Source organism: Proteus faecis (assembly GCF_003144395.1).
GTDB classification, from domain to species: domain Bacteria; phylum Pseudomonadota; class Gammaproteobacteria; order Enterobacterales; family Enterobacteriaceae; genus Proteus; species Proteus faecis.
This window is the reverse complement of the sequence record NZ_PENZ01000027.1, coordinates 161,580-186,695: the sequence shown is the minus strand read 5'-3', so window position 1 is coordinate 186,695 and position 25,116 is coordinate 161,580. Positions and strand designations below refer to the sequence as shown.

Annotated in this window: 21 protein-coding genes, 1 tRNA gene and 3 pseudogenes; 14 read left to right on the top strand and 11 right to left on the bottom strand. The window is 43.9% G+C overall.

Annotated elements, in window-relative coordinates; translation table 11 throughout:
- Window positions 1–34 precede the first annotated feature (34 nt).
- From DK858_RS06780 to DK858_RS06725, 12 genes and pseudogenes are all read left to right on the top strand, one after another.
- Window positions 35–622 carry an inovirus Gp2 family protein gene (locus DK858_RS06780; protein ID WP_109396746.1) on the top strand — a complete coding sequence of 196 codons (588 nt, stop codon included), beginning with the start codon at window positions 35–37 and terminating at the stop codon, window positions 620–622.
- 105 nt (window positions 623–727) lie between these two features.
- Window positions 728–958: a helix-turn-helix transcriptional regulator gene (locus DK858_RS06775; RefSeq protein ID WP_109396745.1), complete on the top strand. Its 231-nt coding sequence runs from the start codon at window positions 728–730 to the stop codon at window positions 956–958.
- Between the two features lie 249 nt (window positions 959–1,207).
- On the top strand, window positions 1,208–1,621 hold the full coding sequence (locus tag DK858_RS18485) for a putative zinc ribbon protein (RefSeq protein ID WP_109396744.1): 414 nt from the start codon (window positions 1,208–1,210) through the stop codon (window positions 1,619–1,621).
- Between the two features lie 405 nt (window positions 1,622–2,026).
- Window positions 2,027–2,317, top strand: a complete 291-nt coding sequence (locus tag DK858_RS06765) for a helix-turn-helix domain-containing protein (RefSeq protein ID WP_109396743.1) — start codon at window positions 2,027–2,029, stop codon at window positions 2,315–2,317.
- A gap of 87 nt (window positions 2,318–2,404) precedes the next feature.
- Window positions 2,405–2,977, top strand: a pseudogene (locus DK858_RS06760) (HipA N-terminal domain-containing protein); the annotation flags it as partial.
- On the top strand, window positions 2,931–4,028 hold the full coding sequence (locus DK858_RS06755; protein ID WP_267128365.1) for a DUF927 domain-containing protein: 1,098 nt from the start codon (window positions 2,931–2,933) through the stop codon (window positions 4,026–4,028). The pseudogene DK858_RS06760 and the gene DK858_RS06755, both read left to right, overlap by 47 nt.
- Window positions 4,029–4,275: 247 nt before the next feature.
- Complete coding sequence (gene mads1, locus DK858_RS06750; protein ID WP_109396808.1) at window positions 4,276–4,476, top strand: methylation-associated defense system helix-turn-helix domain-containing protein MAD1; 201 nt, start codon at window positions 4,276–4,278, stop codon at window positions 4,474–4,476.
- Window positions 4,463–7,357, top strand: a complete 2,895-nt coding sequence (locus DK858_RS06745) for an SNF2-related protein (protein ID WP_109396742.1) — start codon at window positions 4,463–4,465, stop codon at window positions 7,355–7,357. The genes mads1 and DK858_RS06745 overlap by 14 nt, the downstream gene beginning before the upstream one ends.
- Window positions 7,358–7,514: 157 nt before the next feature.
- Window positions 7,515–8,444, top strand: a complete 930-nt coding sequence (locus tag DK858_RS06740; protein WP_109396741.1) for an Abi family protein — start codon at window positions 7,515–7,517, stop codon at window positions 8,442–8,444.
- Between the two features lie 77 nt (window positions 8,445–8,521).
- Window positions 8,522–10,300 (top strand): AIPR family protein, encoded by a 1,779-nt coding sequence (locus DK858_RS06735; RefSeq protein WP_162556663.1) that lies wholly within the window; start codon window positions 8,522–8,524, stop codon window positions 10,298–10,300.
- 54 nt (window positions 10,301–10,354) lie between these two features.
- Window positions 10,355–12,097 carry a site-specific DNA-methyltransferase gene (locus DK858_RS06730; protein ID WP_196548501.1) on the top strand — a complete coding sequence of 581 codons (1,743 nt, stop codon included), beginning with the start codon at window positions 10,355–10,357 and terminating at the stop codon, window positions 12,095–12,097.
- Window positions 12,098–12,118: 21 nt separating this feature from the next.
- Window positions 12,119–14,857: a DEAD/DEAH box helicase gene (locus DK858_RS06725; protein ID WP_228407207.1), complete on the top strand. Its 2,739-nt coding sequence runs from the start codon at window positions 12,119–12,121 to the stop codon at window positions 14,855–14,857.
- Window positions 14,858–14,859: 2 nt separating this feature from the next.
- Here DK858_RS06725 and DK858_RS18280 read toward each other — a convergent pair whose 3' ends face one another.
- The 8 genes and pseudogenes from DK858_RS18280 to DK858_RS06700 all read right to left on the bottom strand — a co-directional run.
- Window positions 14,860–15,309 (bottom strand): hypothetical protein, encoded by a 450-nt coding sequence (locus DK858_RS18280; protein WP_228407205.1) that lies wholly within the window; start codon window positions 15,307–15,309, stop codon window positions 14,860–14,862.
- Between the two features lie 78 nt (window positions 15,310–15,387).
- Window positions 15,388–15,624, bottom strand: a complete 237-nt coding sequence (locus DK858_RS18275; RefSeq protein ID WP_228407203.1) for a hypothetical protein — start codon at window positions 15,622–15,624, stop codon at window positions 15,388–15,390.
- A 741-nt stretch (window positions 15,625–16,365) separates the two neighbouring features.
- Window positions 16,366–16,536 (bottom strand): hypothetical protein, encoded by a 171-nt coding sequence (locus DK858_RS18130; protein WP_194294828.1) that lies wholly within the window; start codon window positions 16,534–16,536, stop codon window positions 16,366–16,368.
- Window positions 16,533–16,766, bottom strand: coding sequence for a hypothetical protein (locus DK858_RS06715; protein WP_194294827.1), 234 nt, complete (start codon window positions 16,764–16,766; stop codon window positions 16,533–16,535). The genes DK858_RS18130 and DK858_RS06715 overlap by 4 nt, the downstream gene beginning before the upstream one ends.
- A gap of 20 nt (window positions 16,767–16,786) precedes the next feature.
- A complete protein-coding gene (locus DK858_RS18555) occupies window positions 16,787–17,287 on the bottom strand; it encodes a tyrosine-type recombinase/integrase (RefSeq protein ID WP_423807059.1) in 501 nt (166 codons plus the stop codon).
- Between the two features lie 154 nt (window positions 17,288–17,441).
- On the bottom strand, window positions 17,442–17,612 hold the full coding sequence (locus DK858_RS18550) for a hypothetical protein (RefSeq protein ID WP_458368150.1): 171 nt from the start codon (window positions 17,610–17,612) through the stop codon (window positions 17,442–17,444).
- Window positions 17,613–17,728: 116 nt separating this feature from the next.
- Window positions 17,729–18,408 (bottom strand): annotated as a pseudogene (locus DK858_RS06705) (IS5 family transposase); the annotation flags it as partial.
- Window positions 18,409–18,462: 54 nt separating this feature from the next.
- A pseudogene (locus tag DK858_RS06700) lies at window positions 18,463–18,894 on the bottom strand (Arm DNA-binding domain-containing protein); the annotation flags it as partial.
- A 426-nt stretch (window positions 18,895–19,320) separates the two neighbouring features.
- Between DK858_RS06700 and DK858_RS18125 the strand changes: the two are divergent.
- Window positions 19,321–19,458 (top strand): hypothetical protein, encoded by a 138-nt coding sequence (locus DK858_RS18125; RefSeq protein WP_165799453.1) that lies wholly within the window; start codon window positions 19,321–19,323, stop codon window positions 19,456–19,458.
- A 418-nt stretch (window positions 19,459–19,876) separates the two neighbouring features.
- Here DK858_RS18125 and DK858_RS06690 read toward each other — a convergent pair whose 3' ends face one another.
- The 3 genes from DK858_RS06690 to DK858_RS06680 form a co-directional block, all read right to left on the bottom strand.
- Window positions 19,877–20,461, bottom strand: coding sequence for an antirestriction protein ArdA (locus DK858_RS06690; RefSeq protein ID WP_109396737.1), 585 nt, complete (start codon window positions 20,459–20,461; stop codon window positions 19,877–19,879).
- A 475-nt stretch (window positions 20,462–20,936) separates the two neighbouring features.
- Window positions 20,937–22,205 (bottom strand): tyrosine-type recombinase/integrase, encoded by a 1,269-nt coding sequence (locus DK858_RS06685; RefSeq protein WP_109396736.1) that lies wholly within the window; start codon window positions 22,203–22,205, stop codon window positions 20,937–20,939.
- Window positions 22,206–22,393: 188 nt separating this feature from the next.
- Window positions 22,394–22,478 (bottom strand) — tRNA-Leu (locus tag DK858_RS06680).
- A gap of 1,396 nt (window positions 22,479–23,874) precedes the next feature.
- Here DK858_RS06680 and ampH point away from each other — a divergent pair.
- Complete coding sequence (gene ampH / locus DK858_RS06675; RefSeq protein WP_109396735.1) at window positions 23,875–25,104, top strand: D-alanyl-D-alanine-carboxypeptidase/endopeptidase AmpH; 1,230 nt, start codon at window positions 23,875–23,877, stop codon at window positions 25,102–25,104.
- Window positions 25,105–25,116 lie beyond the last annotated feature (12 nt).

Genomic DNA, 25,116 nt, shown 5'->3' with positions numbered 1-25,116 from the left:
AGATATGAAATAAAACCAACCACAGGTATTAATCATGTCTAGTTACACCTACAATAAGCATTACATTCAAAAGATAAACCACACTATCCGTAAAGCACTTTTAATTCACAATCGTGTTACTGCTGTTCGAGTTGACTTACGTTTCCCATCTGAAAATATATTTCACTTTAACGATTCGAGGGTCATCACTCGATTCTTTGAATCGTTAAAAGCCAAAATAAATGCTGACCTAAAACGTAAGAATAAAATATGGAAGCGTAACCACATATGTCCGTTATCTTATGTCTGGGTCAGAGAGTTCGGTGAGATAAATAATAAAAAACACTATCATGTTCTTTTGCTGTTAAATAAAGATGTTTATTGGGGGCTGGGCGATTTTATTAAAACTGAAGGGACGCTCTATGCATTAATACAGCAAGCATGGTGTAGTGCTATTGGTGTGAACTACCCTGCGGAGCGTTATTTAATTCATATTCCAGATAACGCCATAACGTGGCTAGATAATAATAAACCCAATAATGAAAGCACGATATTCGAATTAAACCAGCGCTGTCGCTACTTAGCCAAAGAACATACAAAATATTATGGTGATGGTGAGCGTTCTTTTGGGTGCAGCCGTTAATCTACCAATAAAAAACATGAGGGGGATATCTTTTGCAAGAGAGATATCCCTAAACACTTATCGATATCCCTTCTGCCTTTTAACTTTAAAGACAGGAGTTCAATAATGACTACCCAAGCTATTTCCTTACTAGATGACCAATTTGTCGATATGAAATTCATTACAAAGCTCACAGGCTTAACGGATAAGTGGTTCTATAAGTTGATCCAAAATGGAGAGTTCCCAAAACCCATCAAGTTTGGTCGTATGTCGCGCTGGTTAAAAAGTGAAGTCGTACAGTGGTTACAAGCGCGCATTGATGAATCGAGAGGGGGCAACTCCGCCCTTGGATCCTAAGGCACTAGCGCGAGTCGCCGTGCATTTTCCATAGCATACCCACCCATTACCCACCAAGTCAATTTCAACCACACCTGGTGCGATTGAATGCGCTCTAGGCAAAGCTACGCCCTAAACATACGAACCTGACTCGATACGCATGCAGGCACAGCTCAGTGGTCTTCTGAGTTTCAAGGTGGGTACCAAATCGGTTCTGAGCTTTAGGTACTCAAAACGTTTAGTTTGAATTAACCAAAAAGGATCACACCCATGCTTAAATTACACGAAGTCAAAATGTCTCTCGCCCTAACACAAAACAATCGATTCGCTGGAGCCACCCAAGAACCGAGTTATTCACGAGAAAACTATTACTGTGCTCACTGCGGTGAGCCCGTCACACTGCACAAGACGCCAACGGAGTCATGGTTTACCCATTCTGATCCTCAGACCGCAGAGCACTGTCCGCAGGTCATCAGTAAGATCAAGAACTTAGAAGACAAGGCACGACTGAACACACACTTTAGGTCAGTTTCACCAATATTAAAGGTCACGAATTGGTTTTGTGTGCAGTGCCGCGAATACTTTACAAACAATCAAAAATGTTGTCCGAACTGTCATGAGGGGATTTGGTGTATTCCAGCGGAGAATGTTACAGAAGAACATCAGCCTAAAACAAATAGGTAATATCCATATAAGCGATTTAAATATTAATGGATTTTAATAATTATAATGCTATTCACTTTATAACCTAACTCCATCCTATATTCTGTGTTTGCTCATTGAGTAGCGGCCTAAATCCTAACAAACTCAATGAGTTATCGAAAAGAAACCGTTCAAAAATGCCTGTTTGCCCACCAAACTGCCCACCACTTGCCTATGGCTTTTACTAAATCTTAGTGGTGCTTCTTGGCTAAAACTACGGAAAAACAGTGCCGTTTTTATGCTGCTGTTAGAGCTAAAACATAGCAGTTTTGAAGGGCTTTATCGAGTAATTTTTTCAACACTTCACTTTATAACGGATACAATGATATCCACTTTCTATTTTATTTCGCTATAATGGATATTAATGTATCCATTTGGCCTTTGCGGATGAAATTTACCTTACTTGATGATACCGATGTAAGCCAAGCCTATGCGGCATATTTACGTGAGTTACGAAAGCAGGCAAAGCTGTCACGAGCGGCGCTTGCTGAGCGCAGCTGTGTGCCTGCGGCCACCATTAAGAAGTTTGAGTTAACTGGGCAAATTTCATTTCGCCAATTGCTGTTGCTTTGGCAAACACTTGATTCGCTAGAGAGGCTTTATCAGCTCACACAACATAGCAAAGAACGCGCTGCTGTACCCGCGAGTATTGATGAGGTGCTAAAAGATGAGTTTTAAACCCATTCAAAAACTCGCCGTAACTCGTACGTTAAGCTCAGGTGAGCAGGTTGCTGTAGGGATCTTGGCGCAGAATCGGCAAGGCGTTTTTTTTTTCAGTATGCAGACAGCTATTTGCAGCAGTTTGGCAATTTATCTCCTTTTACCTTGCATGCGAACGCGCAAGTTCAAGTTGCACCTAAGCAGCCACACCAGGGTGTACATGGCGTATTTGGAGATTGTTTGCCCGATGGCTGGGGCATGCTGTTACAAGATCGTATTTTCCGGCAACAGGGCATCCTGCCTAATCAATTAACGGCGATGGATAGACTGGCCTTTATCGGTGATAAAGGCATGGGAGCATTGTCTTTTTCTCCGGTGTCTGAGTTTTCAGCCTCCACGCATGCGGATATTGATTTAGCCACCTTGGGCTTAGAAGCACAAACGCTGTTCGATGCTTCAATGCCAGATTATATGGATGATAATCACGATGAGTTAGATGGGCGTACTCAACAGGTGTTGGCCGCATTAGTCGCCGGAGGTAGTTCGGGCGGGGCCAGACCTAAGGCACAAATTTATATGCCTGCTGGGGAAACTCAGCATTGTCGAACCTTCGCTCAGCTTGGAGTGTGGGGTGGATGGTTTTGGTTTACACCTCTATGGTGCCAGCAGTACTGGTAAAACCGCAGCGCTGTATCCGGCATTATCGGTGTGGGGCGAACCTAATCAGCTACGCCACAGTTGGCGGGCCACGGCCAACGGTTTAGAAGGCACAGCATTAGCGCATAACGATGCCTTGCTGGCGCTCGATGAAATGGGCGAAGTTGACCCAAAAGAGGCGGGCGATGTCGCTTACATGCTTGCCAATGGACAAGGTAAAACCCGTGCAGGCAAATACGGTGAAATGCGCTTACCCGCCCGTTGGCGTTTGGTGTTTTTATCCACTGGCGAAGTCACGCTCGAAAGCCATCTTGCCAGTATCGGCAAGCGCGTAAAAGCCGGCCAGCAAGTGCGAGTGATTGATCTCAGTGCCGATGCCGGAGCGCAAATGGGCGTGTTTAACCAGAGTCATGGTATGAATGCCGCCGATTTATCCGATCATCTAAAACAGCAAAGTCGCCAACATTACGGCTGCTTGGCCTTGGACTGGTTACGGTATTTAACGCAGCACGGCGCACAGGTGCGACCCGTTTTCCAAAACGTACGCCAACGCTTTTTAACCAGCTTACCAACCGAGGCTGACGGCCAAGTGCGCCGGGTCGCCGAAAAGTTTGCCTTACTGGCCAGCGCAGGCCTGTTAGCCATTCAAGCCAAAGTACTCGATTGGCCAGCTCAAAGTGTCGAAGCCGCTTGTTTAAGCCTGCTTAACCAATGGATACTCGCCCGCGGTGGTGTGGCCGCCAATGAAGACCAACAAGCCATTCGCCAAGTACGCAGTTTTATTGAGCAACATGGCGAAAGCCGCTTTACGCCCAAACAAACCGGTTACAGCAGCCAAGTACGCCAACGCGCCGGTTGGCTTGACTCTACAGGCCCACAAACCCTTTACCTGTTTTACCCAACCGGCTGGCGCGAAGCCACCGAAGGCCTAAGCCCAGATCGCGCCGCCAAAGCACTGATAGCCGCAGGCTACCTTGTCCCCGATGGCAACCGACCACAGCGCAAAGTCAGCCTACCCGACAACACCCGCCCACGCATGTATTGTGTTAAAGGCAGCATCTTGGATGACTAAAAAGGCGATGAATCCTGTATTGGCTTGTCGCCTTGCAGTGAATCGCCAGTCAACCTAAGAGCTTGGCTAGGTTTAAAGGCTAAGGCGGACAATACCGTTAGTGTACTGGTTGTGTACCTAAAATTGATGAGGATTAAAGCCAAGGAGCTCCGGCAAGTGCCGAATAAGATTGATTCATGTACTTATTTGTACTATTTTGACACTCGCATTAGATAATTGACGCACTTTTCAAAGTGGCCGAGTGAAAATGACTGATACTGTTCTGACAATTAAAGAAGTAGCTGAGTATTTGAAGGTAAATGAGAGAACTGTTTACCGTCTAGCAGCGGCACATAAAATTCCTGCTTTTAAAGTTGGCAATGCTTGGCGCTTTAAACAATCCGATCTTGAAGAATGGATCAGTACGCAAGCAGCTCAAGGAAAAGGGGTGTTGGATGGTACTAACTGATTATCAAGCAAAATACTTTGCGCAGGAATTAACCATTCGCCACGCTGAAAATGGCGTTGATAAATTGTCTCAATCTCTTTTTGATGCCAGTGTTGATCTCAATCCGCACCAAATTCATGCGGCACTTTTTGCGCTCAACAACCCGTTAAGCAAAGGTGTTGTACTCGCTGATGAAGTGGGCTTAGGGAAAACTATTGAAGCAGGCTTAGTACTGTCACAGTATTGGGCAGAGCGTAAACGCCGCATATTGATCATCTGCCCGGCGTCATTGCGACGCCAGTGGGCGCAGGAATTGGGCGATAAGTTTAATTTACCAACGCAAGTGCTTGATGCAAAAACGTGGCGCATTAGTGTTAACAATGGTCAAACTAACCCGCTAGCTAATCACTGCGTTTCTATTATGTCCTATCACTATGCTGCGAGAATGGAAACGCAGCTAATGCTAGAGCCATGGGATATTGTCGTCATCGACGAAGCGCACAAGCTACGTAATGCACATCGTAGCAGCAATAAAATGGGTCAAACGCTACGCCGCGCATTAGATGGCAGTAAAAAGCTATTACTTACTGCAACACCCTTACAAAACTCGCTCATGGAATTGTATGGACTTTCAACCATTATCGACGATCAAATCTTCGGCGATGAGCGAAGCTTCAAACAACACTTTGTCAATAACGAAAGTGCGCTAGGGCATTTAAAGAAACGACTTACCGGGTTTATTCAGCGTACCTTGCGCAAAGATGTACTCGAATACGTCCGCTATACCCAACGTCAAACACTCACCGTACCGTTTACACCCTCTAATGCTGAGATGGCACTTTACGAAAGTATTAGTGCCTTATTGGAAAAGGACGAGAGCTATGCACTACCCAAGAGCCAACGTCATTTAACCGGCCTTATACTGAGAAAGCTATTAGCATCTAGTTCGCACGCAGTGCTCAACACACTCGAAACTATAAAGCGCCGATTGGTTGACTTGAAAGTACAGGCTAAATCGGACCTCGATATTATCAGTGAGCTTGTTGAGAGTGATGATTTAGGAGAAGAGTACAGCGAGTATGTAGGAGAAACACAAAGCAATACCCCTGAGAGTGATATTGACTTTGAGTTACTCAATGCTGAAATAGCCGAGCTTGAGCATTATATCGAGCAGGCTAAATCCATTACCACCGACAGTAAAACCCAAGCCTTGCTAACGGCGCTTAATCAAGGGTTTGCCAAAATGGAGGAGATGGGTGCGCCGCGTAAAGTCATTATTTTTACCGAATCGAAGCGCACGCAAGAATACTTAGCTCGTTTCCTCGAGGCGAATGGCTTTGCTGATAAATTAGTCACTTTTAGTGGCAGCAATAACCATCCAGAAGCAACCAAAGTTTATCAGCAGTGGTTAGCTGAAAACCAAGGTAGTGATAAGGTTAGTGGTTCACCGCAAATTGACCGCCGTACCGCCCTAATTGATTACTTCCGCCATCATGCCGAAGTTATGATCGCAACCGAAGCGGCTGCAGAAGGGGTTAACTTACAGTTCTGTTCGTTACTGATTAACTATGACTTACCATGGAACCCACAACGGGTAGAACAACGTATTGGCCGCTGTCACCGCTATGGGCAGCAATTTGATGTTGTGGTGATCAACTTCCTCAACGAAGCCAACAAAGCCGATCAGCGTGTTTTAGAGCTACTAACAGAAAAATTCCATCTGTTCGATGGCGTGTTTGGTGCATCGGACGATGTGCTAGGCAGTATCGAATCTGGTATTGATTTTGAAAAACGCATCCAAAATATATACGAGACTTGTCGGCAACCGGCGGAAATAGAAGCAGCTTTTGATCAATTGCAAAAAGAGCTAGAAGCCGACATTAACCAAAAAATGCGCGAGACCCAGCAACTGCTGCTGGAAAATTTCGATGAAGATATTCACGACTTACTCAAAATTCAGCTTGATGCCGCGCAGCAACGCCTCGATAAAGTAGGCCGTTGGTTTTGGCAACTCAGTACGCATGAGCTCGCTGCTATCGCAGACATTGACCCAAGCAACCATAGTTTTACGCTTAATCAGAGCATCAATCAGGCTCCTACAGGTAGCTACCAACTTGTACGCCGAGGACAGCAAAGCGGCAGTATTGAAACCGGCAAACTAGCCAATGCCCATGTTTATCGTATCACCCACCCGCTGGGTGAATGGGTGATCAGCAACGCGCTTCAACGTGAATTACCTATTGCCAGCGTAATTTTTGATTACAGCAACCACCAAACAAAAATCAGTATGCTAGAACCCTTAGTGGGTTCGTCAGGTGTACTAAGCCTACAAAAATTCAGTGTTGAATCACTAGAGCGTAGCGAAGACCATTTACTGTTCGCAGCGCAAGACGAACATGGCAACCTGCTGCCAAGTGAAGTCGTGCAAAAGTTGATGCAGCTCAGTGCTTGTGTGCAAAGTGAAGTCAGTGAGCAAGAACTTGCCGCCTTATATCCTGGCTATCAAAATGCGCTGCAGCAAGCGTTACAGCAGTCGAGACTAGGCATCGAAAAGCAAGTTAACGATCGTAATCTCAGCTTCTTCGAGCAAGAAGTAAACAAGTTAGATTCTTGGGCAGACGATTTAAAAGAAGGGCTTGAACAATCCATAAAAGAGCTTGATAAGCAAATCAAGCAAGTACGCCGCGAAGCCAAAATAGCCCCAACGCTAGAAGAGAAACTTGCCCTGCAAAAACAGCAGCGCCAGTTAGAAAGTCAGCGCAATAAAAGCCGCCGCGAACTTTTTGATAAACAAGATGAAGTGGACGAAAAGCGCGAACAGCTTATTGAAAGCTTAGAAGGCAAACTGAATAAAAAAACCAGCCAAGAGACCCTATTTACCATTGGGTGGACGGTTCAATGATGACAATCAATTTCAACGCCAGCATTGACTTTTTTCAGTTTGGGGCTATGATCACTGCAACAACACCCCTCCCGCTACCCGTCAGATCAGCGCCCTGTGAGGGGTTACTCGTTTCTGGGACCCGCAAAATTCGATCTTCTGTTGCATGGGAGGTCAAATGAGCCGCAAACCAGTCCCTAAAGTCGCTTTTACCAAGCCCCCTACAAGCTTTAGCGATCAAGTACGCTTGTTGCAACAACGTGGCCTAGTGATCAGTGATGTCCCGAAAGCTGAGTTTTACTTAGCACAGCTGAACTACTATCGTTTTGCGGCTTATTGTTTGCCCTATGAGCAAGATCATGCCAGTCATACGTTTATCACAGGTACTCAGTTTGACCAAGTCCTAAGCCTATATGTTTTCGACCGTGAACTACGTTTGTTAGTGCTAGATGCCATCGAGCGTTTTGAGGTGTCATTACGCACACAAATTGCGTATCAGTTGAGCCAAAAATACCAAACCGCGCACCCTCATTTAAAACCAGAGCTCTTTGGTGATTTATTAGAATACGCCAGTAGCCTTGGCAAACTCACGGGTGAGGTAAAGCGCAGTCGTGAAGAGTTCATCAAGCACCTTACGCAAAAATATCAAGAGCCACTACCCCCTATTTGGGCCTGTGTTGAGCTGTTAACCATGGGGCAACTTTCCTGTTGGTACAGCAATATCAAGCTGCGTGCCGACCGCCAGGTAATAAGCAAAAGCTACGGCCTAGATGAAAAAACTCTTACCTCATTCTGTGAGCATTTGTCGCTAGTGCGCAATTTAAGTGCCCATCATTCTAGGCTATGGAACCGTGATTTTATTAAAACCACGGTACTGCCACGCCATGGTGAACCGGCACTGATTCAAAGCTTGCAAAACCTGCCCGATAGCGACCGGCGTTTACGAAAAATTTATAACACCTTGGTGATGTTGGGCTACCTCATGGATGTGATCAGTGGTGAACATCACTGGAAGCAACGACTCATCCAATTGATAAATCATCACCAAATAGACATTGACCGCATGGGCTTTCCAGCCGACTGGCAAGCGCGGCCAATTTGGCAATAAAAATAAGGACAACTCACTTGGCAGCATTAGAACCACAATTTCTTACCCCATTAAAAGAACTGCTACAGCAGCGTTTTGTGCCGCATTTACCGCCATTGCTTGGGCAAGGTGGGCGAGAAGATAAACCTAAAAAGCAAATTTCCAGGGCTTTTAGCGCATTCGTACTACAGCAAAAATTCGATTTAGACGTAGTGACCGCAGCAAAAGCTGTGGTGGACGACTATGAAGACCATGGTATTGATGCAATTTATTATCACGAAGCTGATCAGACTCTGTACTTAGTACAGTCAAAAATGAAGGAAGATGCGCAATTCCAATTGGGCGAAGCACAGGCTTTTATTGAGGGTGTAAAGTTACTTTTAAACAAGCAATTTCACCGCTTTAATCAAAATGTTCAAAACCTTCAAGCAAATATTGAAGCCGCATTAGACGAGTGCGAAAGCATTCAACTGCTTGTCGCATACACAGGTAATGGCATTACCATACAAGCACAAAACTACCTACAACCAGCGATCCAAGAGCTGATTGATGAAGGTGAAGAGCAAATCGCACCTGAATATCAAGAATACACCGCCACCGATGTTGAGCAGGCTCTTCGCAGTGAACATGCGGTTGATACGGTAAACGAGCGTGTCGCTGTATATAAGTTCCGAGTGCAAGAACAACCACGAAAAGTCGTATTTGGTATCGCCAAGCTAACCGATTTAATTGCCTTGCACACTACTCATGACCGTAAACTTTACGAGAAAAATATTCGCTATTTTATTGGTGCTGGCAGACGTGGGGTAAATAGGGCGATTAAAGACACCCTTTTACATGAGCCGGAAAATTTTATTTATCTTAACAATGGCATTACTCTGGTTGGCAATGCAGTAAAACCAAAAGGGAATATTAGAGGCCACACAGGTAGCAAGCATGTTGCAGTCGATGGCCTGTCCGTCGTTAACGGTGCACAAACCATTGCTAGTGCTGCACAGTTTATGCGTGAAAACCCAAATGCAGACATCAGCCAAGCTCAAGTGATGGTAACCATTATCAACACGGGTAACGATGCATTTCACAAACAAGTAACCAAAGCGCGTAACCTGCAAAACCCGGTCGATTTAGCCAACTTTGCCGCGCTGGATGATACCCAAGAACGCTTGCGCCAAGAGATGAAAATGTTTGGTGTTGAATATCTCTACCGCCCACAACAAAGCGCAGCAGCGGGTATTCGCAGCATTACTATCGACACCTTGGCCAAAGCATTGGCCTGTATGCAAGGTGATGTACGCGTGCCTTATCAGCTAAAAGTAGAGCCAAGCAAATTCACTAACCAAGAAAGTGCCGAGTACCAAGCCGTTTTTAGTACAGATTTACAGGGGGCCGTCGCCATTAACGCGGTGAACTGCTATCTGGCTATTCAAGTCTTATGTACAAACGCAGAGCGCAGTAGTCCAAGCCCAGAAAAACTGGTATATCGACATTTTACTTACTGCATAACCACGCTATTAATGGCGCAGTTTGAAGGCGCTATTACGGCTCCTGAGATTACCGAGCAAGCGGCATTTAAAAGATTAATCAGCCACGCTTTTGATGAACTTCGTCAGCAATTTTTTGATAGTTTTACGGCATTAGTATTAGGCAGTGCGCCGCACGCATACTTCAAACGCTTGGGCGATACCGCACGTTTAATGCAAACGGTGTGGATTAGCCATTTAAACTTGACAGAAAGCCCGGCAGTTGTAGCAAAACAAGAACGCCTTCAAGCGAACGACCCACACAACCAGAATTTATTCAGTTACTTAGCCGAGCAAGCGCAACGCCGACAAGGGCAAAACACCCAAGCGAGTAATCGCCAAGCACAACCTGCGTAGCGATTGCTGTGGAATAATAACGCCAAGTAACGAACACAAAATAAGAGCACAGAAATGATGAGCAAAACTAAATTAGAACTGACCTGGATAGGTAAAAACGAGCGCAAAAAGCTAGAGCCGCGCATTTTATTAGAAGACCCGAGCAAGTCTTACCATGCCAGCCAAAAAGTCACCGAAAATGATATTTTTGATAATAAGCTAATTTTTGGCGATAACCTATTGGCGTTGAAGGCGTTAGAGCAAGAATATGCTGGTCAGGTAAAGTGTATTTATATAGACCCGCCATATAACACAGGGAACGCATTCGAGCATTATGATGACGGACTGGAAAACTCTATATGGTTGAGTTTGATGAAGTCTAGGTTAGAGATATTAGAGGTTTTATTACATGAAAATGGGTTTATTGCAGTTCAAATAGATGACCGACAATTTGCAAGATTGTATTTGATAATGGCAGAGATATTTGGTGAGCAAAATTTAAAAACCATCTGCGTTAAGATGAGTGAGCCTACAGGTGTAAAAATGGCTTCCATTAATAAGAATGGAAGTATTGCAAAGCTAAAAGAGTACATAATTTTGGCTGGAAAAAGTGGTATTCGTGGTCTTACACTTGAAAAAATCCCTAAGGGAAGTTGGGACTATGAATATAAAACAGTTTGTCTGGGTCTAAGCCAACTAGAACTTGAATATATAAAAGATGTTTTGGACAACGAATTACGCACGGAAGAAGAGATCAAGAGAGCAGAAGATTTAGCTAAAAAGCTAGAATTCTGTAGTGCTACAGAAGCGTGTAAAAAAGAGGGAAACTCTAAGCTTACAGAAGAGTGGCTATTTGATAATGCTTGGCGCGTAGTTCAATTTGCAACTATTACTGGCGGGGCTAGAGATCTGGCCGTTGAAAAGAAATTATCATACGGTGATATACCTTCAGCATTCATTGTCACGACAAAACAATCCAAAGCATATCTTGTTAGAGGTGAGTTTAATCATGAAACGCGCCTACCACGATGTAAAATGCTTTTTGCAGATAAGTATTTAGAAGTTCATCCCGGCGATTTTTGGCATGATATAAAAACAACAGGACTTGATAATGAAGGTTCAGTAGATTTTAAAAATGGCAAAAAACCAGAAAAGTTAGTGAAACGCATTATTGCGATGACAACAAGACCAGGTGACTTGGTATTGGATTCTTTTGGAGGGTCAGGAACAACTGGCGCAGTCGCCCATAAAATGGGCCGTCGTTGGATCATGGTGGAGCTAGGCGAGCATTGCCACACTCACATCATCCCGCGCTTGCAAAAAGTGATTGATGGTGAAGATCAAGGTGGTATTTCTAAGTTTGTAAACTGGCAAGGTGGCGGTGGCTTCCGCTATTACAAACTTGCCCCGACCTTAATTGTGAAAGATAAGTTTGGCTTGGAAGTGATCAATAAAGAGTACAACCCAGAAATGCTTGCTGAGGCGGTTTGTAAGCTGGAAGGTTTTACCTATGCGCCATCGGAAGTGAATTGGTGGGATCACGGTTATTCAACCGAGACGGATCATATTTATGTCACCACACAAAGCTTATCGGTAGATAAATTAGAAGCGCTGTCAGAAGAAGTTGGCAGTGACCGAACTTTACTGGTTATGTGTGGTGCATTTCGCTGCGAGCCAGGTCGTTTTGCGAATTTAACCTTGAAAAAACTGCCAAAAGCCATTTTGAATAAGTGCCAATTTGGTCAGGACGATTATTCGTTAAATGTGGCAAACCTAACTGACGATGCGTCTGCCGATGACGATGCAGCGCAAGATTAACGGTTAATAAGGATAATTATAATGACCATGGATTTATCAAACTTAAAACCCGAGCAATTACGCGCCATCAACAATGTTATTGGCCGTTTAAGTTTACGCCAGCCACAGCAAGACTCGCTGCGTGCGCTGGCGGTGGCAATTAGTGCTTCTGAGCACAAACTACTTAACCCAAAACGCGATGTGCCGGAATTATTAGAAACCTTAAAAGCGCAGTTTCCTAAGCTCAGTGATTTTGAACGTGACTTTCCTTCACTGTGTTTTGCCTTGGCAACAGGGGTCGGTAAAACCCGTTTGATGGGGGCTTTTATTACCTATTTGTATCAGGTGCACGGCATTCGCAATTATTTTGTGTTGGCACCTAACCTGACTATTTATGAAAAGCTGATCAGCGATTTCTCGCCCGCCTCACCGAAGTACGTGTTTAAAGGCATTACCGATTTTGTGCTAGCACCGCCAGAAGTGATCACCGGTGATAACTATGAGAGCCGCGGCGCACAAGTCATGGGAGATCTATTTGGTTCGGTTCGGATCAATGTGTTTAACATCGCGAAAATTAACACCGAAGTACGTGGAGGCAAAGCCCCGCGTATTAAGCGTTTAGCGGAAACCCTAGGCGAAAGCTACTTTGAGTATCTATCGAACTTACCTGACTTAGTGCTGCTGATGGACGAATCGCATCGCTATCGTGCCGATGCCGGTATGCGTGCGCTCAATGAGCTTAATCCACTATTCGCATTAGAGCTAACGGCCACACCATTTACCGAATCAAGTCGTGGCCCTGTGCACTTTAAAAATGTGGTGATTGATTACCCATTGGCCTGTGCCATGGATGATGGTTTTGTTAAAGAGCCGGCCGTTGTTACTCAGCGTAACTTTGATGCCAGCCAATATGATAAAGACGAACTAGAAACCATTAAGTTAATGGACGGTATTCGTTTACATGAGCAAACCAAGGTGGATTTAATCACTTATGCACATGAAAACGATGCCAAGTTAGTTAAGCCTTTTATGTTGGTGATTGCCCGTGATACCACGCATGCAGCAGAGCTTTTAACCAAACTTGAAACAGTGTTTGACGGCCGCTACCGTGGCAAAGTCATTCAAGTGGATAGCAGTAAAAAAGAAGAAGAAACTATTCAAGCACTGCTCAATGTTGAGCATGTCGATGAGCCAACCGAGATCGTCATTCACGTTAACATGCTGAAAGAAGGTTGGGACGTTACTAACCTGTACACCATTGTGCCACTACGTGCAGCCAACGCCAGAACCCTAATTGAACAGTCAATTGGCCGTGGTTTGCGTTTACCTTATGGCAAACGTACAGGTGTTGAAGCCGTCGATACGCTGAGCATTGTTGCGCACGACAAATTCCAAGAAATTGTTGATGAGGCTAACGACCCGAATAACCCACTGCGCCTGAAAACACGCGTATTAGATCGCCCAGAAGACGATGTAACCAAACAAAGTGTGCAGGTTAAATCGAACCTAGAGCAGCAACTGACTGGTTCAGGTGTAACCGCAACCGGTGCAGACGGTAACCGTGAGGTACAAGAACCTAAAGCCACTTATACCACGCCTAACCAACAAACCGTTGCCCGCGCTGCATTGAACGTGATCAAGCAATATCAAACACGCCCTACCGATGCACCGACCAGCAAAGCATTGTTAACGACTGAGGTAAAAGCACAGATCACCGAACAAGTAAAAGCTCAGTTAACCCAAGAGCAACGGGAGCTATTTACTGAAGAATCGGTGGATATTGCGGCGATTGTTGAGCAAGTCACCCAGCTCACGGTGGATAACACCATAGATATTCCGCGTATTATTGTTTCACCATCAGGTGAAGTACGTACCGGCTATTACCCGTTCGATTTGGACATTGCTGCCATTAAAGGTTTAAAACCTATCGACCGAACTCTGATTCAACAAAGCCTGCAAGACAATCACCAAACCATTCGTGGCGAAGGCGATTCGGGCAACTACGAGCCGGTGAAACAAAACTATATTTTGAAGAAGCTGTTCGATTACGACGATATTCCTTACGACGAGCAAGCTGAACTTTTGTTTGACCTAGCCACTCAAGCTGTCAATACACTGGCCGCTGAAAACGACGATGATGTGGTTGAGAACATTCTGCAAAACCAGAGTGATGCGATTGCGAAGTTAATTCATGCGCAACTGAACAACCACTTCTTTGAAGAAGCAACCGAGTACGTCGTCGATGTACGCAGTGGCTTTAGTACCTTACGTGACTGCGCTTACACCATAGCGCAAGACCAGCCGGTGCAAAGCTACCGTGATACAATACGCGATGTCAGTCGCATCAAACAAATGCTCTTTGGCGGCTTTAGCCGTTGTCTATACCCATTGCAAAAGTTTGATTCAGACACTGAGCGCCGTTTTGCGGTGATTTTAGAACGCGACTGCGAGAAGTGGTTTAAGCCTGCCAAAGGCCAATTCAAGATGTACTACAAACGCGGTAGCGAGCATCCTGAATACGTGCCGGATTTCGTTGCTGAAACCGCCGACTATGTATTGATGATTGAAACTAAAAGTACTCAACATCAAAACCAAGACGGCAGTTGGAATGAGGAAGTCACCGAAAAAGCCCGCAGTGGTGTGAAGTGGTGTAGTCATGCCAGCGAATACCTTGCACAGCACGGTGGCAAGCCCTGGAAATACTTACTCATTCCGCATGATGCTGTGAAAGAAGCTAATTCGTTGGTTTACTTCACCCAGCAGTTTGCTAAAGCTGAGTAAGGTTAACAACTATTCGTGCCGCTAAGGCTTGGCGCTGTGCTTAGACAATAGCATTCGCCGAGTATTTTGCTGTTGGTACCCTCATCATTGAGGGTACCAAAACTCGCTTTCATCCAAACATCATTCTCCGGTCTACAAAGATGGTGCAGCAGCGCTAGGTTGATCTGGTGGCTGATCACGTTGCCGTTTCGTTTTCCATTGTCTTTTCTTAAACCGCTCAGTAATAAACCTGTGCACGATTTACCCATTTGCTCCGGCGAGCTGGGCAGGCAAAAAGCTCGGTTTTGCTGTTTGGGGTGCAAGGTAGCGCGCTTTCCTGTTTTAGATAAAGGTGTGATGCACCAAAAAATACAGGTGTTAGCCAGTGTGTTTGCTTGCAATGTTCTGGTTTGAATCGTGCCATCCACATATACCGATAAAAAATCTGCCGGTAATAAATGCGCTGGTAACAAAGCTAACCCGCCTTGCGCGTTGCCATCAACCTCAGGTAAAGGTAGCCAATATAGGTTTGGCCATTGCTCGGGGCTTTGCTATTTTTCTACGATCACTTGTGCGCCAATGCTATTTAGCCATTGGTGAATCGGGCAGCCTGGCTGCGCTTGTTTAACGCGTGGTAACTGATAGGTCAACCAGCGGGTTAAGCGTTCGGCCGCATTATCGCACTGGCTTAATGCTGGGTAGAGAGTAAACGCACCATCCCCAACCAGTAAAGCGACCACCTGCTGTATCCATTCTCTATCCCAATCGTTGCCACTTGCCCATAACACGTCACTTATCACCTTGTTGGTTCGTCTTGCCGTCTATTTTCAGTCGTCGGGTGCAGACTCGGTGGTGAAATAGATGAAAGAAATGGCCATGAAACTAACCAGTCAAATCGGTTTTTTATGATGACCTGTTCGCGGCTAACTATTTGATATACATAGTCCAATACAGTGCTGTTTGGCGGCATTCGCCAAGTGCAAAAAATCGAGACGCCAAACGATCGTTTGCATTTTGGGTTTAAAAAATCAAACGGTTTGTACTTTGGGCTCGAAGTTGGTTTAAGGCGCAAAAAGTGCCAAACCTTGCTTTTATCCAGTACTGGCAAGGCTTAGCAGCGTTGGATTTCAATCGAGAAGCCAAACAGTGAATGGGCTAATTTCCCTGTTTGGCGTTTCGATCCAAAAGCCAAACGGATAGTGGTTTTGGTGTAAGGGGGTAAAGGCATGGGGAAGTGTGTGGCGGCTGTTGAAACTCATGGATTAGCAAATGACGCCTAGGGGGGATTGCATCAGCCGATCAAAGTAAGTAATTGGGTTGGTTGATTTAGCTTAAAGCTGGGTGTGGTATTTTGTAAGCGAGCTATCGGTAGGAAAAGCAATGGCTGAATAGTGACAAGGCGAAATGAGAACCGACGCGTACAGAAATGCAGAGGCGTCGGCCATATTGGCTTGAAGATTATGTTTAGTGACCTATTTTGTCAATCAAAGCCCCAATTGCCCCATTCCTTGGGGCAGTTTAATTTCTTCTTATTCACTTTCTAAAGCTCGCTGTATCAAGTGTTGCCCCATTGTCCCAACTGCCCACAGTAAGTGAGCAAATGGGGGCTTGCTAGTTTCGCCTGATGGGCCTTTTCGGCATGCGACTGCGTTTGCCATCGAAAAAGGCCAATACTCTGAACCAATAGAGTGATTCTTCATACCCCAAGCTGTGCGTTGGGCGTGCAGGCGGGATGAGCCCCAGTTTGCGTCCTAAACTGACAATCACGTAGAACATGGGTTTTAGCATCAGCCAAGGAGCGAGTACCACGAATACCATCAGGCAATGCCGAGTAAGTGCGTAGCCTATACCATAAGGCTGTTCGAGTAAGGCAATGCCAATACACCAACCAAGGCCTGCCAGCATGGCGATTGGAAAGGTAATGGGGCAAGTCGCATCATAAATTGCATGTTAATGCCCTCCTGTGTTGTGCTGTGAAGAGTGCTCAAAGTTCACCAGTGGTTCGATCACATCAGCCACGATTTGATGGGCAATACGGCGCTCCTCAAAGTAATCGTGGCGGTCGTAGATGCACTCAACGCCTTTTAACTTATGGTTAAGGCAGCGTTCGGCTACGTTGCCTGCAATGCCCAAAGAGGCGGCAAGGCTGCGAAAGGTGCGGCGCAAATCGTGTACGGTGAAGTGTTCAAGCTTGCCCATTTTATTCGGTGGCTGTTTTTTGCGCCCAGGCTCGCGACCAAAGAGTTTAGAAATGGCACGGTTCAGCGTATCTGGCCCCATATGTGGACGATGGCTTGCTCGTCTGGCTGGGAAAACATAAGGCGAGCCACAAGCGCGGACTTGCAGCTCGTTAAACCAGGCAATGGCTTGGCGCGGTAAGGGGATGCTAATGGGCACGCCGGTTTTGCTGCGTTCTTTGGGCAGATCCCACACGCCTGTGGTTAAATCCATTTCACGTCACATGGCTTCGCACAATTCGCTTTTGCGCACGCCCAACACCAAAAACAGACAGCAAGCGAGGTAGTTGTCGCGGCCAAAGCTATTGATATGGGTATGAAACACGCTAAAGGCGTAGTGAATTTCCTCTTTGCTGAGCATCCTGTCTTTACTTGGACTCCACGCCACCGGCATCGTCCACGGTAAATGCTGCGGCTGGGTTGTTCAGCGTTAAGTCGAGCTTTATCGCATGTCGAAACAGCTGCTTCATGTACATCAAGGTATCGTTGGCAATAGTAGGGCGGTTACTTTCTCGAATGCGCTCTAATACTTCGCGCACGTCTCGTGCGGTCACCTCAGCAATACACTTAGAACCTATCCCAATAGGGTTTTATTCCAGACAATGATACCACAGACAAAATGCAGCATCGCCTCATAATTCTCGACTTTCTTCTCCCAACGAGTCAGGACACGACGGTAGCGATTCATCCAACTGTGTGTTCTCTCTACAACCCTGCGGTGAGCCTTAAAATCCGTGTTTTTAATGGCTTCTGACTCATCCTTCCGTGACTGGATATGAGGTTCATAGCGACGACTTCTCAGATACGATTCCAACCATTCCGCTTCATACCCTTTGTCCATGCACAACCGGAGCCTCTTGCATGGTCTGCCTGTCTGGAGGGCATCGAGCGTATCCGCAACCAGCTTTATGTCGTGCGTATTTGCTCCAGCTACAACCAGTGCAAGCGGAAGCCCGTTCGCGTCAGTCATCAGACTGCGCTTTACGCCCTGTTTCCCCCGGTCTGTAGGGTTCCTGCCTGTTTTTTTGAGCCTGCCAGCGGTGATTTGGTCATACAACCATCCATCGACAGCCACGACCAGTCAATAGCGTCCAACTGTTCGCAAGCAAGCAACCCGTTTTGCCAGAAGCGTTCAAATACGCCAGCATCCCGCCACTCCTGAAATCGGCGGTGAGCAGAGCTTGACGAGCATATACCGGTGGCATTCAGCGCATTCCACTGGCAACCCGTCCTGAGTACGAAGAAGATGGCGTTCATTGCAGCGCGATTATCAACCTGCTTGCGGTGAGTACCCTGAGGATGGTGAGTTTTATGTTCCGGAATCAGTGGAGCCATTTTCTCCCAGAGTCCATCACTGATCTGCCACTTGTTGCCCGTCACGCTTCGCCCTCAGAAATTATCGTAATTCATTATATTATACGATAATTCCTTTTGGGATAGGCTCTTAATGCCAATGACAGGGCTTATGTCTTTAGTGTAAACCCGATACGGAATCTTGGGATGCTTTAGTCGTCTACTCAGATCGGTTCGATACCAGTCATGGAACAGTTGATCCACGGTCTCAATGTCAGGTAACTCGATTTTCTGTTTTTCTAGAAGAGGATCTATGCCGTCACGTACTTCCTTTCGAAAGTATGCGGCGGCAATTCTGGCGTCTACCAACGACATTAAAGGAAATTGCCCCAAGGTTGCTTCTCGTCTTCCTTTGGCTGTGGTGTAGCGGATCATCCAGTAAGGCGAGCCTTGTTTGCGGACGCAAAAGTATAGACCTTCACCATCTGAATATTTTTTTGGGCCGGCTTTGCTGTATGCAATAACCTGTTTAGTTGTGAGTTTTCACATGTTTACTCCATAGTTGCTGAAATAATGGAGGGGGCAATAATGGCTGCCCACCACCAATTTGCTCACCGCAACAGGATGATTTGTGGGGAAGAGATATATAGTATTTATTGCTTACCATTTGATGAAGCAATAGGTGGAGATATAGTATATCAGAATGTAATCGCCAATAAGAATTTAGCATCCGAACGAATCTCCTTGTCAAATACGGATTTTGGTGAGGAATTTTTTTTTGGGATACTAATGATATGAAAAAGGTCTATGTATTAATTGGTGATAATAGTCAGCTATATGCTGCTGATTTTTTAGAATATCTTAAAAAACGTTTACTTTCCTATGTTTAAATTTATTCAGTGAGTTATTTGTTATCTGCTTTGATTATAACCCATACACCAAAGCAGGTAACTAATGATATTGATTAAATTACCCGCAAAAGCAGGCTTTGCTCTGCGTCATGCGCCGCCGGAACAACAACGCGCTTTTCTTGCTGTGATTGACAGTTGGCCTAGTAATGTGGGGCAAAGTATCCAAGCCTATTCTGAATAGCTTAAGGCCAAAATCGCCCAAATCGTGGCGGTCTAGGGTAGTGTATGGCTTAACCCTGAAAAGGGCAACCAAAAGCTGAAACTGCAATGTGCGCAAGGCCACCTGATTAACACTCGTCCATTCTACTTACACCAAGGGGGATGGTGCATAAGGTGTTATGTTGAAAGCCAATATTTGGCTATCTTGCTTCTACTAGTGCATTTGTCATCACAGTAAGATAAATATCCATTTAATGGTTTGCATTAAATAAAAAAAGAACACCATAATAGCCATCTTTACGGATGTCCGTAAAGATGGCTTAAAATAGAGTTTAGTTTGATTAACGTTCTAGATTATGGATGTCATTGGGGTACCTCGACATTCTTTATTTCCCGCCTTGAGGGATGAAAGCGGTTTGACTCTCATGTTGTTGTCCTATCTACCCACCCGTATGATAAACATATCCTCCACTGTGAAAAATACCGCCTTGTTCAAGACAAACATCACGTCCATAGCGTTCATAGTCAAAGTAATGGGATAAATGACCCAGTTGTGCTAAATCATAACAACCACTTTCTTCTATCCAGTAATAACCTAAGTCATATTCATTATTGATCCCCGATAATTGCTGGAAAGAATCTAAATTATCCGCTAAATGAATTAAATCATGGATTGAACTCGCTGAAGAACCGATTTCAATTACCCCCTGATAAAGGTCAATTTCATCAGGCGATAACATGGCTAATTGCGTGGCTAACTCATTCAACTCATCTAAAAAGCTATATTCTGAAATGTAAGAAGAAAGGCCATCAATGGAGGATTCATAGTCGGTCAAGAAATACTCTTCATAGTGAATGCCATCAATGCCAATCCGCATTAAACAGTGTTCGATCTCTTTTGAGGTTGCCGGAAGCTCAAGCCACTCACCAATCAGCTCTCCTTCGTTATATTTTCCTAAATTTGTGATAAAAACAGAAATTATCCCCGATTTTAGGCATGGGGAAGCCGTCGCAGTTATGCGCATATTCATGTCCTATTATTGATGTATTGTGATTTAATTAATGGCGATATTTTGATAAAAGGATCTATTTCCCTTTAGAAGATGATATTGATATAAAAAGCCAATCAGTTGAAAATAGACAATCTGCTTTAAAAATGATTAATGACGTTTTAGAGCAGGATAATGAGTTGCCTTACAGTCCCGATAACATGTTATGCTTTCTATCATGATTTCTTTGCGCGGGTTAAAACGAAAAAAGCCCCTGTCCAATAAACTGGAGTCAGTTTATGATGGACAGAGGCTCTCGCTTTTGGTGGGGTATGGGCTACAAACTAAAATACATTACAATAAAATTGTAATTATGATTACGTTTTTAGGCATAAGCTATTTCGAAATCACTTTATTTTGACTTTCCAAAGAATCGATGTAGTCGGCATACTACCGTATTATTCGACTCCTCGTATTGCAAATGGATTTCCTATATGACATGGTTAAAGTCTTAGTGATTCATTGGATTATTAAACTTGGCAAAATCGAAAGGCGAAATAGTTTGTTCCAGATTAGCATCCAAATAATCCGCCCACCATTGCACCATTAATCGGCGTTCATCAATATGTTCTGCCTTATGAATGTAAGCAGCCCTCACTGAGTTACGCTCTTGGTGGCTCATTTGCCTTTCTACTGCATCTTTCGACCACAGCCCTGACTCAATCAACGAACTACATGCCATCGTTCTGAAACCATGACCACACACTTCTGTCTTAGTATCATAACCCATCACACGTAATGCGTTGTTAACCGTGTTTTCACTCATTGGCTTTCTTGGATTATGATCACCGATAAAGATCAGTTCATTGTTACCGCTGAATTGGTAGATCTGTTTTAAGATCTCAATGGCTTGTCGGCTTAAAGGGACTAAATGAGTAGTACGCATTTTTGATCCACGATGAGAGTATTTAACCCCTTCGATCGCTTCTCGTTCAGCAGGGATCGTCCACATGGCATTGTCAAAATCGATTTCATCCCAACGGGCGAAACGCAATTCACTGGAACGAATAAAAACTAACAAGGTGAGTTTGACTGCAAGTTTAGTTAAAGGTCTTCCCTTATAATCATCGATACGTTGTAATAACTCGGGTAGACGTTTGAGCTCTAAAGCGGCTCTATGGACTCGTTTACCAGTGGCAACTGCACCTGCCATATCTTGAGCTGGGTTATAGTCGATTAAACCGCTTTGTACTGCGTAACGCATTATCGCCGTCACACGTTGTTGTAAACGAGCTGCCACCTCAAGACGTCCAGACACCTCTACGGCTTTAATCGGTTCGAGGAGATCGCGAGTTTTCAGTTCGACAATATTGCGTTTACCAAGAGTTGCAAAGATATTGTCCTCAAGGCTTTTGAGGACTCGGTTACTATGACCTTCTGACCATTTCTTATTGGTCGCGTGCCAATCACGAGCAACCTTTTCGAAGGTATTAAATTCTTTTTGTTGCTCTTCTTTAACTTCCTTACGCTTTTCACTGGGATCAAAACCATTAGCAATTAACTTTCTGGCGGCATCTCTTTTCTCTCTGGCTTCTGCGAGTGAAATATCAGGATAAACACCCAGCGCTAACATTTTTTGCTTACCTCCAAAGCGATACTGTAAACGCCAATATTTTGAGCCGTTGGTATGTACCATCAAGTGCATACCATCACCATCGGTCAATTTATACGATTTATCCAAAGGCTTGGCAGCCCTGACTTTAGCATCAGTAAGAGCCATGATTTATCTCCTTCTGTTGGTACAAACTATTATCGAATCGAGAGATACCAACACATATACCAACAGCTGGTACTTGATGTGGGTTGACCTTAGTATACTTGAGAAGACTGAAAAGTGGGGAAAAGCCTTGTAAAACTGGGATTTCAGATACAAAAAAAGACGTCAGTTGACGTCCATTGATGTTCTCATGGTGCCGAAGGCCGGACTCGAACCGGCACACCCGAAGGCGGTTGATTTTGAATCAACTGCGTCTACCAATTTCGCCACTCCGGCACTGAAGTGTTTGGAAAACCTGTCCATTATACTTGCGTAAAGAACCCCCGCAACAATTATTGTTAGTTTTCAGTTTGATTGGCGAAAAAAAGTGCATTTAGGTTTTATTGCTATCATAAAACATGGCCTATAGGTTACATCGAGGTATCTATCGTTAATGCTTTAATCATGTTGTATCAATAAATCAATTATCTTGTTGTTTTTGTATCTAAGTTTATTTTTACCTTATTTATGCTTTTTCTTACCTTTTTTCTTTTAAAGATTACATCGTCATTAAATAAACTCATTAGAACTAACTTATTTAATCGATATATTATAATATATATAGCGATAAATAAAAAAAGGATCAAAACTTGGGTTAGTGTTTTGATCCGACAGTACTGCTAAACGAGGGCTTAGTTTTATTTTAATGACTATAAGTTGTTTTTATAGCGTCACTGCCCTTCTCTTCCCTGGTGTGAGGAAGAAAGTAATTATGTTTTATTAATATAATGTACTTCTTTATCTATACTACATGTTATTGATATAAAAGATTTATTACTTTAAATCAGGTACTACTATCTAATATAAAGGTATTTATTTACTACTATAACGAAGATACTACTCTTTAATATAATGGTGTTGAAATATTACAACTAATATATAAATTATTTATTATTGAAGAGGCCATTTTATAATATGTCTTCTTATTACTTCACTCTATTATTGCTGTGTTATCTTTGCGCTGTAACGCTTATATTTTCAGTCTCTCGACTTGATGAAGCTATAATAAGTTTAATTGTACAATCCTACAATCAGTAAATTATTACAAAATATGACACACCCTTATATTATTTTTATAAATATCCAACAAAAAATCAATTAAAGATAAAAATAAGAATAATAATCCATAGAAATGTAATAATAAAGATTGTAACACCATTCATTAACAATTTCTTGATATACACATCCTAACTTAATAATAAAGAAAAGCTAATAATTAGGTTAAAAACAGGGGAAATTATCGGAGATTGTAACTTAACGGTAATACTTACCTCATTTTTAGAGAAGAAATATGAGGTAAATGTCTTTTTATGATGCAATTTTTCTTCACTATCTTTTTCTTAGAGACAATTTGACACATTTAATGCCAACTTTTTGATAACTGTCTCTTGCACTGATAGACATTCTTATTTCTGATAATATAATCAAAATTTGGTTTAAATCGGATTAGAAGGCGGTGTTATGGGCATTGTTGGCTGGATTATAACAGGTATATTTGTTGGTATTATCTTAGGGGCCGTATTAAAAATGATAAAGAAAAAATAGCGCGATAAGAAAGGCACCAAATTAAAACATAAATCATTTTATGTTGATCGCATTCCTTTCACCTCACTGACTTCTGTTGAAAGTAAAAATGAAAAAACATTTTCTAAAATATCTTATGATCCCCGTCGCTTTACTGACATTGAATGCGTGTAGCCAACGTTCGTCATTACCACCAGCAACACAACCTTCTATGTTAAATCAACAGAACAGTGTGCCTGAATTAACACAATGGCCTACAGCATTAAGCCCTAATGCAAGCAATGCAAGTGCGCTGTTTAATAAATACGCATCACAAATTTATCAAAAGAGTCATCCTCAAGGCATGGTTATTGTTATGATCAATAACTCTCAGACCTTGAATCGTTCTTTTGGGACAACAACACCTGAAAGCCGTAATGCCCCCTCAATGAACTCACTGATCCGTATCGCATCTATCACAAAGCTGATGACGAGTGAAGTGATGTTAAAATTACAAGATGATGGAAAATTATTAGTCACAGATCCACTGCAAAAATATAGCTACTATGGTGTCAACATCCCCTTAGTCAGCGCTCAATCCCCTATCCGTCTTTATCATTTAGCAAGCCACACTAGTGGTTTTCCACGAGAACAACCCGGCGGAAAATGGGGAAGACCTGTTTTTATATGGCCAACACATGGCGACCGCTGGAACTGGCTGAAAAAAGCGACACTGACATCCACAGCAGGGAAGCAAGCGGCGTATTCAAACCTAGCTTACGATCTATTAGCAGATGCTTTAGTGAAAGCATCCGGCAAAAGTTATCCTCAACTTTTACAACAATATGTTACTCAACCTGCCGGTATGACCAATACCACGTTGACGCCGACGCCAGAACAATGTCAACGGCTACTCGTGGGATATAAACCCAGTCCATGTTCTAACACCCTTGCAGCAGCAGGAAGTGGAGGTGTGTACTCGACGCCTGCCGATATGCAACGTTGGATGCAAGGCTTTTTGACTTCTCATAATGCCATGCGAAAAGCAACGGCAAGCAAAGAGCAATCTGTCTACTTTCCTCGTAATCGACTCTCTTCAGTAGAAGGAATGGATGTTGCGGGTCGTGCTGATGGTTTAGGCTTAGGCTGGGTTTATATGGCTCCCGCCAATGGTATCCCGGCAATTTACCAAAAAACAGGCGGTGGCGGTGGATTTAATACTTATATGGCAACCATTCCTGAATTAAATATCGGTGTATTTGTGGTGATCACTCGCAAACCTAATGGCACTAAATTTAGTGAAGTGACTCAGGGGACTAATGCGCTTGTTCGAGCATTAGCAAAAGATTTTTATCAGTGATCGCAAACACTA

Bases quoted from the DNA above. Each gene is read 5' to 3' on its own strand.
- DK858_RS06775 (WP_109396745.1), top strand. From the start codon at position 728: ATGACTACCCAAGCTATTTCCTTACTAGATGACCAATTTGTCGATATG.
- DK858_RS06740 (WP_109396741.1), top strand. From the start codon at position 7,515: ATGAGCCGCAAACCAGTCCCTAAAGTCGCTTTTACCAAGCCCCCTACA.
- DK858_RS18125 (WP_165799453.1), top strand. From the start codon at position 19,321: ATGATATTGATTAAATTACCCGCAAAAGCAGGCTTTGCTCTGCGTCAT.
- DK858_RS06730 (WP_196548501.1), top strand. From the start codon at position 10,355: ATGATGAGCAAAACTAAATTAGAACTGACCTGGATAGGTAAAAACGAG.
- DK858_RS06725 (WP_228407207.1), top strand. From the start codon at position 12,119: ATGACCATGGATTTATCAAACTTAAAACCCGAGCAATTACGCGCCATC.
- DK858_RS06685 (WP_109396736.1), bottom strand. From the start codon at position 22,205: ATGGCTCTTACTGATGCTAAAGTCAGGGCTGCCAAGCCTTTGGATAAA.
- DK858_RS18130 (WP_194294828.1), bottom strand. From the start codon at position 16,536: ATGAAGAATCACTCTATTGGTTCAGAGTATTGGCCTTTTTCGATGGCA.
- DK858_RS06780 (WP_109396746.1), top strand. From the start codon at position 35: ATGTCTAGTTACACCTACAATAAGCATTACATTCAAAAGATAAACCAC.
- DK858_RS06690 (WP_109396737.1), bottom strand. From the start codon at position 20,461: ATGCGCATAACTGCGACGGCTTCCCCATGCCTAAAATCGGGGATAATT.
- DK858_RS06745 (WP_109396742.1), top strand. From the start codon at position 4,463: ATGGTACTAACTGATTATCAAGCAAAATACTTTGCGCAGGAATTAACC.
- mads1 (WP_109396808.1), top strand. From the start codon at position 4,276: ATGACTGATACTGTTCTGACAATTAAAGAAGTAGCTGAGTATTTGAAG.
- DK858_RS06765 (WP_109396743.1), top strand. From the start codon at position 2,027: ATGAAATTTACCTTACTTGATGATACCGATGTAAGCCAAGCCTATGCG.
- DK858_RS18485 (WP_109396744.1), top strand. From the start codon at position 1,208: ATGCTTAAATTACACGAAGTCAAAATGTCTCTCGCCCTAACACAAAAC.
- DK858_RS18555 (WP_423807059.1), bottom strand. From the start codon at position 17,287: ATGGATTTAACCACAGGCGTGTGGGATCTGCCCAAAGAACGCAGCAAA.
- ampH (WP_109396735.1), top strand. From the start codon at position 23,875: ATGAAAAAACATTTTCTAAAATATCTTATGATCCCCGTCGCTTTACTG.